This window comes from Paenibacillus macerans (assembly GCF_050565405.1).
Taxonomy (GTDB): Bacteria; Bacillota; Bacilli; order Paenibacillales; family Paenibacillaceae; genus Fontibacillus; species Fontibacillus macerans_B.
On record NZ_JBNYYG010000003.1, the window covers coordinates 1 to 15,522 of the forward strand.

15 protein-coding genes are annotated in these 15,522 nt (G+C 55.8%); all 15 read left to right on the forward strand.

Features of this window, described 5'->3' with window-relative positions; genetic code table 11:
* Positions 1-2,250: SbcC/MukB-like Walker B domain-containing protein (locus ACQ4N8_RS03415; protein ID WP_430702923.1), on the forward strand; the 2,250-nt coding region annotated here is incomplete at its 5' end.
* A 47-nt stretch (positions 2,251-2,297) separates the two neighbouring features.
* Positions 2,298-3,077, forward strand: a complete 780-nt coding sequence (locus ACQ4N8_RS03420; RefSeq protein ID WP_430702924.1) for a response regulator — start codon at positions 2,298-2,300, stop codon at positions 3,075-3,077.
* Positions 3,078-3,080: 3 nt separating this feature from the next.
* The gene (locus tag ACQ4N8_RS03425; RefSeq protein ID WP_430702925.1) at positions 3,081-4,190 is read left to right on the forward strand and encodes a sensor histidine kinase; all 1,110 of its coding nucleotides are present in this window, start codon (positions 3,081-3,083) and stop codon (positions 4,188-4,190) included.
* A 160-nt stretch (positions 4,191-4,350) separates the two neighbouring features.
* Complete coding sequence (locus tag ACQ4N8_RS03430) at positions 4,351-5,286, forward strand: ABC transporter ATP-binding protein (RefSeq protein WP_430702926.1); 936 nt, start codon at positions 4,351-4,353, stop codon at positions 5,284-5,286.
* 42 nt (positions 5,287-5,328) lie between these two features.
* Positions 5,329-6,459, forward strand: a complete 1,131-nt coding sequence (locus ACQ4N8_RS03435) for an ABC transporter permease (protein WP_430702927.1) — start codon at positions 5,329-5,331, stop codon at positions 6,457-6,459.
* A gap of 1 nt (position 6,460) precedes the next feature.
* Positions 6,461-7,615: an ABC transporter permease gene (locus ACQ4N8_RS03440; RefSeq protein ID WP_430702928.1), complete on the forward strand. Its 1,155-nt coding sequence runs from the start codon at positions 6,461-6,463 to the stop codon at positions 7,613-7,615.
* 461 nt (positions 7,616-8,076) lie between these two features.
* A complete protein-coding gene (locus tag ACQ4N8_RS03445) occupies positions 8,077-8,442 on the forward strand; it encodes a histidine triad nucleotide-binding protein (protein WP_430702929.1) in 366 nt (121 codons plus the stop codon).
* Positions 8,443-8,941: 499 nt separating this feature from the next.
* Positions 8,942-9,115, forward strand: a complete 174-nt coding sequence (gene rpsU / locus ACQ4N8_RS03450) for a 30S ribosomal protein S21 (protein WP_005547957.1) — start codon at positions 8,942-8,944, stop codon at positions 9,113-9,115.
* A gap of 16 nt (positions 9,116-9,131) precedes the next feature.
* Positions 9,132-9,575: a GatB/YqeY domain-containing protein gene (locus tag ACQ4N8_RS03455; protein WP_430702930.1), complete on the forward strand. Its 444-nt coding sequence runs from the start codon at positions 9,132-9,134 to the stop codon at positions 9,573-9,575.
* 243 nt (positions 9,576-9,818) lie between these two features.
* Positions 9,819-10,106: a sporulation protein YqfC gene (gene yqfC, locus ACQ4N8_RS03460; RefSeq protein WP_430702931.1), complete on the forward strand. Its 288-nt coding sequence runs from the start codon at positions 9,819-9,821 to the stop codon at positions 10,104-10,106.
* A 3-nt stretch (positions 10,107-10,109) separates the two neighbouring features.
* Positions 10,110-11,291, forward strand: coding sequence for a sporulation protein YqfD (gene yqfD, locus ACQ4N8_RS03465; protein WP_430702932.1), 1,182 nt, complete (start codon positions 10,110-10,112; stop codon positions 11,289-11,291).
* Between the two features lie 6 nt (positions 11,292-11,297).
* The gene (locus tag ACQ4N8_RS03470) at positions 11,298-12,269 is read left to right on the forward strand and encodes a PhoH family protein (RefSeq protein ID WP_430702933.1); all 972 of its coding nucleotides are present in this window, start codon (positions 11,298-11,300) and stop codon (positions 12,267-12,269) included.
* A 48-nt stretch (positions 12,270-12,317) separates the two neighbouring features.
* Positions 12,318-14,609: an HD family phosphohydrolase gene (locus ACQ4N8_RS03475; RefSeq protein WP_430702934.1), complete on the forward strand. Its 2,292-nt coding sequence runs from the start codon at positions 12,318-12,320 to the stop codon at positions 14,607-14,609.
* A complete protein-coding gene (gene ybeY / locus ACQ4N8_RS03480; protein ID WP_430702935.1) occupies positions 14,581-15,078 on the forward strand; it encodes an rRNA maturation RNase YbeY in 498 nt (165 codons plus the stop codon). The genes ACQ4N8_RS03475 and ybeY overlap by 29 nt, the downstream gene beginning before the upstream one ends.
* Positions 15,078-15,449 (forward strand): diacylglycerol kinase, encoded by a 372-nt coding sequence (locus tag ACQ4N8_RS03485; protein ID WP_430702936.1) that lies wholly within the window; start codon positions 15,078-15,080, stop codon positions 15,447-15,449. The genes ybeY and ACQ4N8_RS03485 overlap by 1 nt, the downstream gene beginning before the upstream one ends.
* Positions 15,450-15,522: the final 73 nt, after the last annotated feature.

The window sequence follows — 15,522 nt, forward strand, 5'->3', positions numbered from 1 at the left end:
GCGACTTGTGAGCTATCAACGAAATCAAACGCAACAAAGACCACTAGGCATAAGCACAAGTGGTCTTTTCATTTTCGGAGCGCCGTTCAGTTCGGTCAACAGCTCGCTGCCCTTGGCGAGCAGTTGGCCAAAGCGGAAGCGGAGGAGGCGGGCGGCCGCGCCTCCATGCAGCAAGCGGCGGACACGCTGCAGCGCGCGGTCGGCGAAGAGCAGGCGGCGGTCGCCGCCGTCCGGGGGATGGCGCAGCCGGTCCGGGAAACCGCGCGGCAGCTGTCGGGCCTCGAGGACGCCCTGCAAGCCTATGCCGGGGAACTGGCCGGCCGGGAGGCTGCGCTGCGGCAGGGGCTAAAGGATCGCGAGCGGCATCGCTGGTCGGCGCGGCTGGCCGAGGAGCTGGCCGGCGGCGAACCTTGCCCGGTGTGCGGTTCGGTTCATCACCCGGCGTTGGCGCAAGCGGACGAGGGGGAATCGGCCGGCAGCGAAGCCGAGCTTGAAGCGATAATCGGCCTGATTGCGGCCAGCCGGGAGCTGCTGTTTGACGTTTCCCGGGATCGGGATGTTTGCCTGAGCTTGTTAGATACGTTGAACGCACCGGACGAGGACGAGGGGGCCGCAAGTGACAGCGGCAAGCAGGCTGCCATGCCGCTGGGGGCACGCGAGGTTGCTGCGACCCTAACGGCCGCGGCCGGCGACGCGTCAGAGCCCGTCGCCTTAGCCGCCGCCGAACGGCATGGAGCCGCGCTGCGCGAGCAGCATGCCGACTGCCGCCGCCGGCTCGAGGCGCTGCAGAAAGACTACCGTGCGGCCCAAAGCGGGCTTGCGGCGGTTCAGCCGCAGCGAGCCGCCGCCGAAGCGGCCGTCGCCGCGGCCTCCGGGCTGCTGGAGCAGGCGGTACGGCGCTGCGCCGAGGGCCGCGAGGCTCTCGGCGCCAAACGGCGGGACTGGGACGGCTTATATCCGGGCCTTACGCCGGAGGATGCGGCCCGTCGGCTGGATGATTTCGCCGCCAAAGACCGAATGGCCGAGGATCTTCGCCAGCGTCTTGCGGCAAGCATTCCGTTCATCGAGGAGAAGACGGCCAAGCTGCAGGCGCTGGCCAGCGAAACGGTGGAGCTGGACAAGATGCTGCTGCAGTGGGAGGTTCAGGAGCAGGGCAAGCGGGAACTGCTGGGCGAGAAGCAGGAGCGGTTGTTTGCGGTAGCCGGCGACCGTCCGGCGGACGAGCTGTTGGGCGAAGCCCGGGAACGTCTGGCAGCGCTGCGCAACCAGGCGGAAACCGCCCGGGTCCGCCAAGCGGAAACGGCGGCTCAAAGCAACGAACTGTCCAAAGCGGAGGCCCTGGCCCGACAGGCGGCCGCCTCGGCCGGGGAGCAGGAGACGCAGTTGCAGGAACGCTGGCGGAAGGAGCTGGAGGCTTCGCCGTTTGACGGGGAATCGGCCGTGACGGAAAGCCTGCTCGCTCCGGGCGAAGCGGATACGATCGCCGGGACGGTGCAAAGCCATCGCACCCGGGAACGCGAGCTGGAGATCGGCTTGGGCGAGCTCGACGCCAAGCTGAACGGCCAGACGGTCAGCGGCGAGGAATGGCAGGCCGGCGGGACGGCGCTGGCCGCGGCCAAGGAGCAGGACGAGGCGGCCCTGCAGGCCAAGGCTCGCGCCGAACGGGACTGGGAGGACCTGCAAATCCGCCATGTCCGCTGGAAGGAGCTGGAGTCGTCCCGCGCCAAGCTGGAGCACGAAGCGGGAATGTTGGCCAAGCTGCAATCCGCCCTGCGCGGCAACGCGTTCGTCGAATACGTTGCCGAGGAGCAGTTGATGAACGTCAGCCATGCCGCGTCGCAGCGGCTGCGGTTCCTGACGAAGCAGCGTTATGCGCTGGAGACGGATTCCGGCGGCGGGTTCGTCATATGCGACGATGCCAACGGAGGCGTGAAGCGCCCCGTGGCCACGCTGTCGGGCGGCGAGACGTTCTTGACCTCGCTGGCGCTGGCGCTGGCCTTGTCGGCGCAGATCCAGCTGCGCGGCCAATATCCGCTGCAGTTCTTTTTCCTCGACGAAGGCTTTGGCACGTTGGATCCGGAGTTGCTGGATACGGTGATCACTTCGCTGGAGCATCTGCATCACGACCATCTCGCCGTCGGCATCATCAGCCATGTCGCCGAGTTGCGGTCGAGGCTGGCGCGGAAGCTGGTGGTGATTCCGGCGGAAAGCGGCGGGGCCGGCTCCCGGGTCGAGATGGAGCGGCTTTAGCGCGTGCCCTCGGGCATGCTTGACGGAAATGAAACGGAGGCCAAGGCATGAAAATTAGAGTGCTGATCGCGGACGATAATTCGTTTATCCGCGAAGGAATGCGAATCATCCTGAACAGCTTCGAGGAGTTCGAGGTGGTGGATTCGGTGCAGGACGGGCAGGAGGCGGTCGCTTTTTGCCGGAATCACCAAGTGGACGTGGCCCTGCTGGACGTGCGCATGCCGAACATGAACGGAGTCGAAGCGACGCGGATATTGACGGAAGAAGGCTTGGCGAAACCGCTGATCCTGACGACCTTTGACGACGATGAATACATCACGGACGCCATCCGTTTCGGGGCTAAAGGGTATTTGTTGAAAAATAACGATCCCGAACGGATCCGCGACGCGATCAAAAGCGTCCATTACGGGCATAACGTGCTGCAGGACGTCGTACTGGACAAGCTAAAACAGTCCCTTGGCGGAAGCGGTGCCCGGAACAAGCCCGACACGCCCCCGGCGGAAGACGCGCCGATCCGTCGCGAGCCCATGAACCCGCCGATAGCCGCCGGCCCTGACGCATCGGCAACTCCCGCGGCGTCTGCGGTCGGAGCTTCCGCCGGTGCCGCCGATCCGCCTTGTCCGCCGATCGATCTTAGCCTGTTTACCGAACGCGAGCTGGACGTGATGACCCGCATCGCCAAGGGATTGTCCAATAAGGAAATCGCCAGGGAAATTTTTATCTCCGAAGGAACGGTCGCCAATTATATCACTTCCCTCCTGAATAAAACCGGGCTTGAGCACCGCACGCAAATCGCCATCTATTATTTGACGGGAAGGACGCGCTAGTCGATGGAACCGTGGAGCGTAGGAAATAAAATGATCGTGCTGGGGCTGATGGTGGCCCTGGCCTATTTCTCCGCAGCGGCGCCTTCGTCCTGGCTCGTGCTGTTCATATTGGTGTACCTGGCCTTGAACCTGTCGGCCATGAACATCCGAAAACCGGGCTTCCGGCTAGCCGTTCACGGACTGACCGTGGTTTACGCTTCCCTCTGCGCCGTTTACGTCAGCCCGGAATTTGCGCTCCTGCTGCCGCTCAGCATCTGCGAGCTGGCCTGCTCCGGGCCGGTCCGCCAGATGGTCCCCGCGGCGGCGTTGATCGTTCCGGCCGTGTTCCTGCACGGTACGCTGCTGATCATCTATGCGTTCATCGCCTTGATCAGCTTGTTCAACAGTCTGCTCGTCCAGCGCCTCATCCGGCGCATGAACCAACAGGAGGGCCAGCTCGACAAGATGCGCGAGGATCAGGAAAAGCTGCGGAAACAGCTGCACGAGAACCGGGAATTTATTCGCGCCTCCGAGTATACCTACAAGCTGGAGGAGCGGAACCGGCTGTCCCAGGAAATTCATGACGGCGTCGGCCACTCCATGACGGGGGCGCTCATCCAGATGGAGGCGGCCAAACGGCTGCTGCATCATGACCCGCCCGGGGCCGAGAAGCTGCTGCAAAACGCGATCGGCATCGCTAAGGAGGCGATTGAGCAAATCCGGCAAACGCTCAAAAACATGAAGCCGCCGGTTCAGCAGTTGGGCATCCATCGGCTCAGGACCGCCGTCGAAGCCTTCGGCGGCCAGTCCGGCTTGCATACGACGGTCGTGCACGGCGGAGATTTGGAGCGGATTACGCCGCTGCATTGGAAGATCATTCACGACAACGTCACGGAGGCGTTGACCAATACCGCCAAATATGCGGAAGCGACGGCCGTCCATGTCGAGGTCCGGGTGCTGAGCAAGCTGATCAAAGTCATGGTATCGGACAACGGGCGCGGACAGGCGAAAATCGTCAAAGGGCTGGGGTTGCTCGGCATGGAGGAGCGGACGGCGGCGGTGCACGGCACCGTGATCGCCGACGGGGCGAACGGGTTTACGGTAACGATGCTGATCCCTTTCGGAGGAAAGTAGATTAACGTGCACCATGAATAATTTCACCACATGTTTGCCCGTACCGGACATTCAGAACGTGAAGAATCTCATGCGAAAAGGATGAACTTATGCACTGACATAAGGGCATCCTTTTTTTCTACAATAGGGTCAAGAACGAAACAGGAATGGAGAGGTAACGATGAATGTGTTGGAGATTCACGGTCTGACCAAAAAATTCGGCGATTTCATTGCGGTCGACAATATGTCCCTTTCCGTCAAGGAAGGGGAAATCTTCGGTTTTCTCGGCTCGAACGGCGCGGGCAAAAGCACGACGATCAATCTGGCCGCCTCCTTGCTCCGGCCGACGAGCGGAGAAATCCGCATTCTGGACAAGAACATCGCGAAGCACAGCCGCTTTGCCAAATCGAACCTCGGGATCGTGCCTCAGGATCTGGCGATCTATCAAGATATGACCGCGTTCGAGAACGTGGAGTTTTTCGCGGGCCTGTACGGCTTGCGGGGGACGGAGCTGAAGGAACGGGTGGAGGAAGCGCTCAAATTCGTCGGGCTTGAGGATAAGGGCAAAAGCTTTCCGAAGAACTTCTCCGGCGGGATGAAGCGTCGGCTTAACATCGCCTGCGCCATCGCGCATCGGCCGAAGCTGATCATTATGGACGAACCGACGGTAGGCATCGATCCGCAGTCGCGGAACTACATCCTTGCCTCCGTGCGCAAGTTGAACGAAATGGGCTGCACGATCATTTACACCAGCCATTACATGGAGGAGGTCGAGGAGATCTGCTCCCGCATCGCTATCATCGATCACGGGAAGATCATCGCCGACGGGACCAAAGAGCAACTGATCACCGCGATTACGGATGTGAAGGAGGTCCGCATCGAGCTCAAAAAGGCGGAGGAGGCGCAGCTTCGGATGCTTCAGGCGATTCCCGGCGTCCGCAGCGTCTCGGCCCACGATAACGCGATTCGGATTTACAGCGACATGGCCGTCGACAACTTGAGCAGCATTTTGCAGCAGCTGATCGAGAGCGGGGCGGTAATCCGCGCCGTCGAGGAGCTGGAGTCGAATCTGGAAACGGTGTTCCTCACGCTGACCGGCCGGAATTTGCGGGACTGACGGCAACGCGGGATATCGGAGCAGCCTTAAGGAGGAATCGGAATGAATACAATCAGGATTGCGCTCAAGGAGATCAAAAGGGATATGCGCAACCGTTGGACCCTGATGTTTATGCTCGCTTTTCCCATCGTCCTCATGTTGATTCTGGGCGTAGCCTTGACGAATGCGTTCGGCGGCACGGTCGAGGTTGGGGAAATACGCGTGTTGGTCCAGGATACCGGCAGGAATGAGGCGCTGTCCCAAGCCTTTGACGCTTTTGCCAAAGAGGCGGGCGGAATGGGGATGTCGTTCGACCGCCTAAAGCCGGGAATGAACGGCCGGGAAGAAGTAGAGGAGAACCGGTACGAGGATTACGTCGAACTTGACGGAGACGGGATTTCACTCTATTTAAGCGGTCAAAACGCGATTCAAAGCAATGTGGTCCAAGGGATGCTGACGGCGTTTGCCGACCAGTACAACGCGTTGTATGCCATCGTGAAATCCGCTCCGGACCAAGCGGAAACGGCGTTCGCCGCCGGCGCGTCCGGACGCGATTTCATCAAGGAGACCTCGATTGCCGCGGATCGGCAGCCGGGCTCCCTGGACTACTATGCTTTAGCGATGACTTCGATGATCGCCCTGTGGAGCTCGATTTCCGCTAGCCAGCTCATCACGGGCGAGATCAGGCAAGGAACCGGGATACGCCTCGCTGCGGCCCCGGTACGCAAGGGAGAAATTTTTGCCGGCAAAGTGCTGGGCAACATGGTGATCAATATGTTGTGCGTGCTGATCATCATCATCTTCAGCAAATACGCTTTTGCCGCCTACTGGGGCAATCATCTGGGTACGGTAGTAGGCGTGCTGGCTTCGGAGGTCGTGATGGCCGTCAGCTTGGGCTTGGCGATTAGCTACGTCCTGAAGGAAGCGGCAACCCGCGGCGTGATCATGATCTTTACGCAAATCGCGGCCTTTTTCGGAGGCGCGTATTTTCCGATGGGCGCGGATGAGGATTTAGGCGCCATCGGTTATGTCGCTAACCTTTCTCCGATCCGCTGGGCCAATGTGGCGATCACGAAAATCATTTACAACGATCAGTTGTCCGTGGCATTGCCGGTCGTCGCGCTAAACCTGGGCGTCGCTTTTGTGATGCTGGCGGCGGCAGCGCTTATGATGCGGCGCAGGGAGGGATTGTAATATGGGAAAAGACATTTGGTGGATCGCGGCCAATATGCTGCGGACAACGTTTCGTAAACGCAATAACCTGATTCTTTATTTGGGCTTGCCGCTCGTCGGGATTTTGGTGACCATGCTTATGTATGGCAACCTGGGGCAAACCGGGCTGCGGGTCGGTGTCGTGAATGAAGACGGGGCGGAGCGAATCGCGGCAGATACGGTTCGTTTTCTGCAGCGCTTGGATCAGGTACAATTGACGAAGGTCACGGAGGCGGAGCTTCGCGAGCAACTCGCCGCCGGCAAGCTGGACAGCGGACTCGTGCTCGAAGCCGGATTTTCGCAAAGCGTATTGGCCGGAGAGCCGGGCCGCATCGACATTCAGTCGGTCAAGGGCGCGCAAGTGACGGCTTACGTCAAATCCATGCTTTATAGCTACATTAACAACATTTCCGCCCTTGGCCGGGCCGCCGGGGGAGATCAAGCGAAGTTTGAACAACTGGTTGCGGATTACCAGAACCCTGCCGTCAAGCTGGCGGTCCAATCGGTCAACGACTCGTCCGAAACGAAACAAGCGATGACCTATCAATCGATCGGCTTCCTGATCATGTTCATGATGATGTCGGCGGTCAACCTATCGGAGCTGATTTTGAAAAGCAGGGAAGACCGCACCTTCTTTCGGGTCATCTCTTCGCCGATCAACGCCAGAACCTATGTGATCGCGAATATTATCGTCAATTTGACCGTCATGCTGGTACAGATCGTCTTCACCCTGTTTTTCATGCAAGTCGTGTTCAACATCGATCCCGGGATCCCATTCGGCCGAATGGCGCTGCTGTTAATGCTGTTTGCGCTCGTATCCGTCAGCCTTTCGCTCGTCATCGTGGCTTTTTCCAAAAACAGCGGCATTTCCGGCACTTTGCAAAATATCATCATCACGCCAACCTGTTTGCTCGCCGGTTGCTTTTTCCCGATCGAGATCATGCCGTCGGCCGCGCGCCGCATCGCCGATTTCTTGCCGCAGCGCTGGATTCTGCAATCCATCGATTCGTTGCAGAAGGGTGACGGTTTCGCCGGGGTTTGGTTCAACCTGTCGGTGCTGGCCGCGTTCGCCCTGGTCTTTTTCCTGCTGGCGGCTTACAAGTTTGGACGCAATAACGATACCCGCCATTTCATTTAAGAGGTTAATTAATAAATCATCACTTTAAGATATAAGGAATCGGAAGAAAAACTGCCGCTAAACGCGGTCTTGCTTCCTAGAAGGTACGACGATAGTGTTTATCTTATCACGAAGCAAGTCCTGAAGCGGATTCGGCATCGAATCTTGAATTCAACCGGGCCTTCCGGTGCCGAAAACCTGACTTTTTGAACACTCACGATAGGCAGAAAAAAATAACATTCGGAGTCGTGATGTAGATCACAGATACAGTACCACCCCGCTGTTATACTACAGTTAGCCGACATCATATTTGCAAGCACCCCGCCGGACGTATTGGTGACAGAGAGTTGTGCGAGATTTTCCGTCCAATACGTCCGTGCGACCAGCCAACTCATTTTTGAGGTAGCAGGGTGCTTCTTTTTTTTGCCTTTTTTCGGTATTATGGAGCCATTGGGAAAGAACAAATGACTAGGAGGATTACGATGGACAATTGTTTGTTTTGCAAAATCGCCGAGGGCTCGATTCCGTCGAACAAGGTTTATGAGGATGACCGGTTTCTCGTTTTCCACGATATCCAACCGGCTGCGCCGACCCATGTGCTGATCATCCCGAAGAAGCATATCGCCTCCATGAATGACGTGTCTCCGGAGGACTTCGCCTTGATCGGGGAGATGCACCGGATCGCCCAGGATACGGCCAAGAAGCTGGGCGTCGCGGAGAGCGGTTACCGGCTCATCAACAACTGCGGTCCCGACAGCGGACAAGCGGTTCAGCACATCCACTACCACTTGCTTGGGGGAGCCAAGCTGGGGGCGTTGGTGCAGTCCTCGGACTCGCATGCTCTATAACACTATAGAGGAAGTTCAAAAAGTCATCTTTGGATCACGAAGCTTATACAAGGAGTGGACTCGACGTCGAATCTTGAATTCAGCCGGGCCTTCCGTTGCTCACGTAGGTCTGCCTACGCTGCGCTACTCAATCCCTAGCTTCATCCAACCTTCTCGGTGCTCCAAACCCGACTTTTTGAACCTTCATTGAAACGGTAGTTCAAAAAGTCATCTTTGGATCACGAAGCTTATACAAGGAGTGGACTCGACGTCGAATCTTGAATTCAGCCGGGCCTTCCGTTGCTCACGTAGGATCCATCTACGCTACGCTAATGACGTCCTTGCCTCATCCAATTCTCTCGGCGATCCCAATCTGATTTTTTGAACTCGCACTATTTTAGAAATTGGAAGAGAAAAAAGCGGGCGCTCAGGTTGACACCCTATTTCCCTTTCCCCTATAATGAAATTTGATGAACCGTGTTATGCTCTTGGACGGTCTGGTCGGAGGGAGGGAAAACTGGTGTCTGAAACTAAAGTTCGCAAAAACGAGACAATTGATGCTGCACTTCGTCGCTTTAAACGTTCCATCGCTAAAGATGGGGTATTGGCTGAGGTGAAGAAACGTAAGCATTATGAAAAGCCAAGCGTAAAGCGCAAGAAAAAGTCCGAGGCTGCTCGTAAGAGAAAGTTTTAGGAGGATTTAGTCAACTATGAATCTTAGCGAGCGATTGAACGAAGATATGAAGCAAGCGATGAAGAGTCAAGACAAGTTCAAGCTCTCCACCATTCGAATGGTTCGTGCTACGATGAAGAATCTTGAAATAGATTTGAAAAGAACTTTGGACGATAATGAAGTGCTTGATATCCTAAGTCGTGAAATCAAACAGCGCAAAGATGCCCTCCAAGAATTTGAAAAAGCGGGTCGCGACGATCTTGCCGCACAAGTGAAAGCGGAAGCGGAGATCCTGACGGAATACCTTCCCGAACAGCTAAGCGAAGAAGAAATTAAAGTCATTGTACAGCAGACCATCCAGGAAACCGGTGCTTCTTCGAAAGCCGAGATCGGGAAAGTGATGAGCGCGCTGATGCCTAAGGTCAAAGGCCGGGCGGACGGCAAGCTTGTTAACCAGACGGTTCAGCAGCTTTTGCAATAACTTCACAGACAAACACCTTCTACACGATTCATCGTAGAAGGTGTTTTTTCATTTTTGCGAAGGACTTAAAAAGTCAAGGCTGCCTAACCAGAGCGGCCTTGACTTTTTTTATCGCGAATTGTGAATCGGAGGGAGTTTACGTCCGTCTTGGCAAAAGGGACTTCCGGGACAGCTCTTTTCCTTTCTCATAAAACAGTAAACCTCCGCATAATTTGTACAGTAAGGGAAGGAGGATTGCCCCGTATGAGCCGGTTTGTCCGCAAAATCCGCAAATGGACGGTCGATGCGCTCGACTTGCCCAGCGACCTTGTATTCGATTTACCCAGGCTCACCTTAATTGGAGGTCAGCAGCTTTATATAGAGAATCACCGGGGCGTTATCCATTTCTCTCCCGAAGCGCTGCATTTGGCTCTCAGCCAAGGAACGTTGGAGGTAGAGGGCAGCGACCTGGTCATTAAGGCGATCATGCCGGAAGAAGTTGTTGTGGAAGGCCGTATCTTCGGCATCAAATATCGCGAAACGGAGGAATAGCCCGTGAAATCACCGGCTTTAACCCAACTCAGGGGTGTCGTCACCATCACGGTCCGCGGAGGATCGATCGCACAGCTCGTGAACGAGCTATCCAGACAGGGCATCGACATTTGGGATGTCAAGCCCTTGCCTGGAGGGCAAATGGAGTTGAAGGTACAGCTCGCCGACTTTTTTCGACTGCGGCCGTTGTTAAAGCGGACAGGCTGCCGCCTAACCGTCAAAGGCCGTTCGGGCTTGCCGTTTGTATGGGCCAAGATATGGAAGAGGAAAGGCTTCATCGCAGGCTTTGCTTTGTTTCTCGTAGCGATCTTTTGCCTTTCCTCGCTGGTTTGGGACGTCGAGGTGAAGGGGAACGATCAAATCGCTTCCGAGGACGTGCTGAATGCGGCCAAGCAGGAAGGCATATATCCGTTTCAATGGATTTTTCGTTTGCCTGAACAGGACAAGCTTTCGGCCAGCCTGACCCGCAAGCTCCCGGGAACGTCTTGGGTCGGCGTGTCCCGCACCGGGACGCGGATTACGATCCAGGTGGTGGAAGCCACCCAGCCCATGGAACAGGAACTGCTGAGCCCGCGCCACCTCGTCAGCAAAAGCGATGCGGTCATCACGCATATTTATGCGGAAAAGGGCCAGCCGGAGGTCGGCAAAAACGATCGGGTCAAAAAGGGCCAGGTGCTCGTTTCCGGTTTTCAGGGAGGCAAAGCCGTCGTGTCCAAAGCGGAAATCTGGGGCATCGTTTGGCATGTCTATAACATCGAAGTGCCGCTGGTGCACCGGCAAAAGGTATACACTGGGGAACGGAAGCAACGCGGGTATTTGTATTTCGGCAAAACGGCGATTCAGTTGACCGGGTACGGCAAAATATCTTTCGCCCAGTCGGAGACGCTGACCGAGCTGGACCCGCTGACGTGGCGCAGCGTGAAACTGCCGATCGGTTGGATGAGCGAAAAGGTGATGGAGACCACGGAAATGGAGTGGAAGCGGACGGCCGAGCAAGCGAAGCAAGAAGGAATCGAACGGGCCAAGCGCGATATTTTGGCGAAAAACGGCGTGGATAGCGTCATTATGAATCAAAAAATTTTGCATGAGAAGACGGACAATGGTAAAGTTTATATGAAAGTGCATTTCGAAGTAGAGCAGAATATCGCCGAGGAAATGCCGATAGTACACGAGCAAGGAGAATGAGGCTATTTGTCAGAACAACTGGTAAACATCAAAATACCGCTTCAAAGCGCGGCTGAAGGACTCTCGTTATTCGGCCCTCAAGATGTGTTTCTTAAATTGATCGAACAGCATTTGCAAGCGAGCATCGTTTTGCGGGAATCGGAGATTACTATCCGCGGGGAACACCGAGAAGCGGAGAAGGTAGAGCAGTTGTTTGAAGTATTGCTTGAACTGATCCGGAACGGATACATTTTGACGGAACGGGACGTCCTGTACGCTATCGATTTAGCTAAGGATCTCCGTGCCGATCAACTTCTTGATTTATATAAAGGCGAAATCGCCATGACCTATCGGGGCAAGCCGATTCGCGTCAAAACCATCGGGCAAAAGCATTACGTCACGACGATCAAGAAACGGGACGTCGTGTTCGGCGTCGGCCCGGCCGGAACGGGCAAAACCTATCTGGCGGTCGTGCTGGCCATCACGGCGCTGAAGGAAGGCTCGGTCAAACGGATCGTTCTGACCCGGCCGGCGGTGGAAGCCGGGGAAAGCCTGGGCTTTCTGCCGGGCGACCTGCAGGAAAAGGTAGATCCTTATTTGCGTCCGCTGTATGATGCGCTATACGACGTTATGGGCCCCGAGCAGACCGCCAAGGCGCTGGAGCGGGGATTGATCGAAATCGCGCCGCTGGCCTATATGCGCGGGCGGACGCTTGACGATTCGTTTATTATTCTGGACGAGGCGCAGAATACGACGCCGGAGCAGATGAAGATGTTCTTGACCCGGCTCGGATTTGGGTCCAAGATGGTGATTACCGGGGACGTGACGCAAATCGACCTCCCCAAAGGCAAAAAGTCAGGCCTGGTGGAAGCAAAGTCGATTTTGCGCGATATCGAGGAGATCGGGTTCGTCTATTTTGCGGAATCGGACGTCGTCCGCCATTCGCTCGTCCAAAAAATCATTGTTGCGTATGACCGTGCTGCCGAAAATCAAGGTTAAGCTTCCAGCCACTTCGCGGGGTTTACATTGTTCAGGAGGGCTGTCTTTATGACAAATAACGATCAGCAAAAAAAGAGTGCGTTTCAGTCCAGAATAGCAGGATGGAAACATAGCACAGCCGTGCGTTATGTTCTGTTCGTGCTGCTCGTCGTTATGCTGTACGTCAGTCTGGCGCCCAAACTGCTTCCCGAAACGTACGATATCGCCGTAGGTTTGCCCAGCGACAAGGAAATTATGGCGCCGATGGATATTCCCGATACGAAGGCGACGCTGAAAGCCCAGGAGGAAGCGGCCGAGAAGGTAGGTCAGGTCTATACGATCCTTCCGTTCCGCAACGAAACGCTGGTCGCGCAAATGCTGGACCGGATTTTTCGTTTGAACCAGGACGATCAGGTGTCGGAAGATGACAAAATCAAGATTTACCGCGAAGAGCTGCCGCAGCGCGTCAAGGACTACGTTCAAAATTTCATCATGAACAATCGCGGCTCCAGTACATATTCGCCTACCCTGTTCGAGGAAGTTACGCAGCGGGTAGATGAACAACAGTATCACATCTCGGAAGAAACGTTTATCAAGATCCCCCGGTTGACCTCGGAGGATATCAATGAAATGAAGCCGGTAGCGGCGGACATCGTTGCCCGGTTGACGGCGGACCCGATCGTGGAGGCGCAGACCGCGCGGGCCAAGGTTGCGGAAATGGTCAGCACGAGCTCCCTTGGCAAGCGGACTTCCCGCGAAGTCGTTCAGGAGCTTGCTCGTCTCTCGATCACTGCCAATAAGTTTTACGATGAGGAAGCAACGAAGGCGGCGAAAGTGGAAGCACGTGAAAACACGCCGACCGTGTTTATCAAGCAGGGGGATGTGCTTGTCAAGAAAGGCGAGAAAATTACCCAGGAAATGTATACGCTGTTGGAGAAAAACGGCCTGCTCAAGGATGAGGTCGATTATTCTCCGCAATTTGGCCTCGTTCTGCTGTCCTTGCTGATGTCGATCGGGCTCATCATGTATATTCGCCAATCGGAGGGCGCGAACCGCTTCAAATATAACAATGCCCAGTTCGTCATGCTGCTGCTGATCATACTGATCACCATCGTTTCGATGCATGTGATTAACATATTGCAAACTGAGCAGCACGCGTACATCGGGTATTTGGCGCCGATCGCTACGGGGGCGATGCTAATTACGCTGCTTCTGGATTTGCCGCTGGCGTATATCTGCTCCATCCTGTTCAGCATTTTGGCCAGCATTATCCTCAATACGCGGCAAGGCGAGATGTTCGATTTTCAGTTCGGCTTTTTTGCCTTCGTCATCTCGTTTGCTTCGATTTTCGCCATTCACCGGGCCAGCCAGCGTTCCACGCTGCTCAAAGCGGGCATCATGATTTGCCTGTTTGGCTCGTTGTCCATCTTTACGATGATGTTGATCGACAATCAGGAATGGACGCAGGAAAGCACCTTATATGCTTTGGGATTCTCCGTGGCTGGAGGGTTGCTGACGACGATTCTGGTCATCGGACTGATGCCGTTCTTCGAGGTAACCTTCGGGATCTTGTCCGCGCTCAAGCTGGTGGAGCTGTCCAATCCGAACCATCCGCTGCTGCGCAAGCTGCTGACGGAAACGCCGGGCACGTACCACCATAGCGTCATGGTCGGCAATCTGTCGGAAGCCGCCGCGGAAGCGATAGGCGCCAATGGGCTGCTCTGCCGGGTCGGTTCGTATTATCACGACATCGGGAAGACGAAGCGGCCAAGCTATTTTATCGAAAACCAGAACAACATGGAAAATCCGCATGATTTCATCGATCCGAAGCTGAGCAAATCAATCATCATCGCGCACGCCAGGGACGGAGTGGAGATGCAGAAGGACTACAAACTGCCTAAGCCGATCCGGGACATTGCCGAGCAACATCATGGGACGACGTTTTTGCATTATTTTTACCACAAGGCGCTTCGTCTGGCCGAGGAGCAAGGCGTGGAGCCGGACTTCACCGAGGAGGATTTCCGCTATCCGGGACCGAAAGCCCAATCTAAGGAAGCTGCGGTAGTCGGCATCGCCGACAGCGTCGAAGCCGCCGTTCGTTCACTGCGCAAGCCTACGGTGGATCAGGTGGAATCGATGATCGAGAAGATCATCAAAAGCCGGTTGGACGACCATCAATTCAACGAATGCGATCTGACGATGCGCGAGCTGGATCTCATTGCGCAGACGTTGAAGGAAACGGTAATGGGCATCTTCCATTCGCGGATCGAATATCCGGAGGAAATCAAGAAGAGCAAAGAGAACGAGGAGAAGGACAGGGGGCAAGGCGTGAATGGGCCTACAGCTGGCTTGGAGCAATGAACAAGAGAAAATGGAGATCGGTCAGGATTTGATCGATGTATTGAATAAAGTGCTTCAAATCGCCGGAGCGGCGGAAGGCATTGCCGAAGGCGAAGTGGCATTAACTTTCGTGGACGACGAGGCGATTCACGAGTTGAATCGCGAATACCGCGGCATCGACCGGCCAACCGACGTATTGTCTTTTGCGATGAATGAATCGCTGGAGGAGGAGCCTGAGATCGTCTATGAACTGGAAGCGGATGAGGAACTGGAAGATCTGACTGATGTGCTGGGGGATATCATTATCTCCGTGGATCGGGCCAAGGCGCAAAGCGAAGATTACGGGCACTCCCTCGAACGGGAGATCGGCTTTTTGTTCGTGCACGGTTTTTTGCATCTGCTGGGATATGATCATCAGGACGCCGAAAGCGAAGCGGAAATGATGGGCAAGCAGGAAGACGCGCTGGCCCAAGTCGGGTTGCTTCGCTAATGAAGCCGCCTCGTCGATGGAGTTCCACGTTCTGGTATGCGCTGGAGGGGATCGCAGCTTCGCTTAAAACGCAGCGTAATTTACGAGTCCATGTCGTCGCCGCCATAGTGGTGATCGTTGCAGCGGTGGGTTTTAAACTTCCCGCCCGGGACACGGCCCTGCTTCTGCTGGTCATCGCCCTGGTGATCTCGCTGGAGCTGGTAAACACGGCAATTGAGGCTCTGGTGGATCTTGCAGCCCCGGGGTGGCATCAACTAGGCAAAATCGCCAAGGATGCCGCTGCCGGGGCCGTGCTGGTCGCAGCGGTTTTTGCCGTAGCGATCGGCATCTTGTTATTTTACGGGCCCGTAATAGACTGGCTCGGGTTATAGCTGAATTAACTTAAGTTGAACTGCGGATTTAGGCTAGAGGGTGAAATGATTCGGAAGAAGCGGAGTGTTCGCC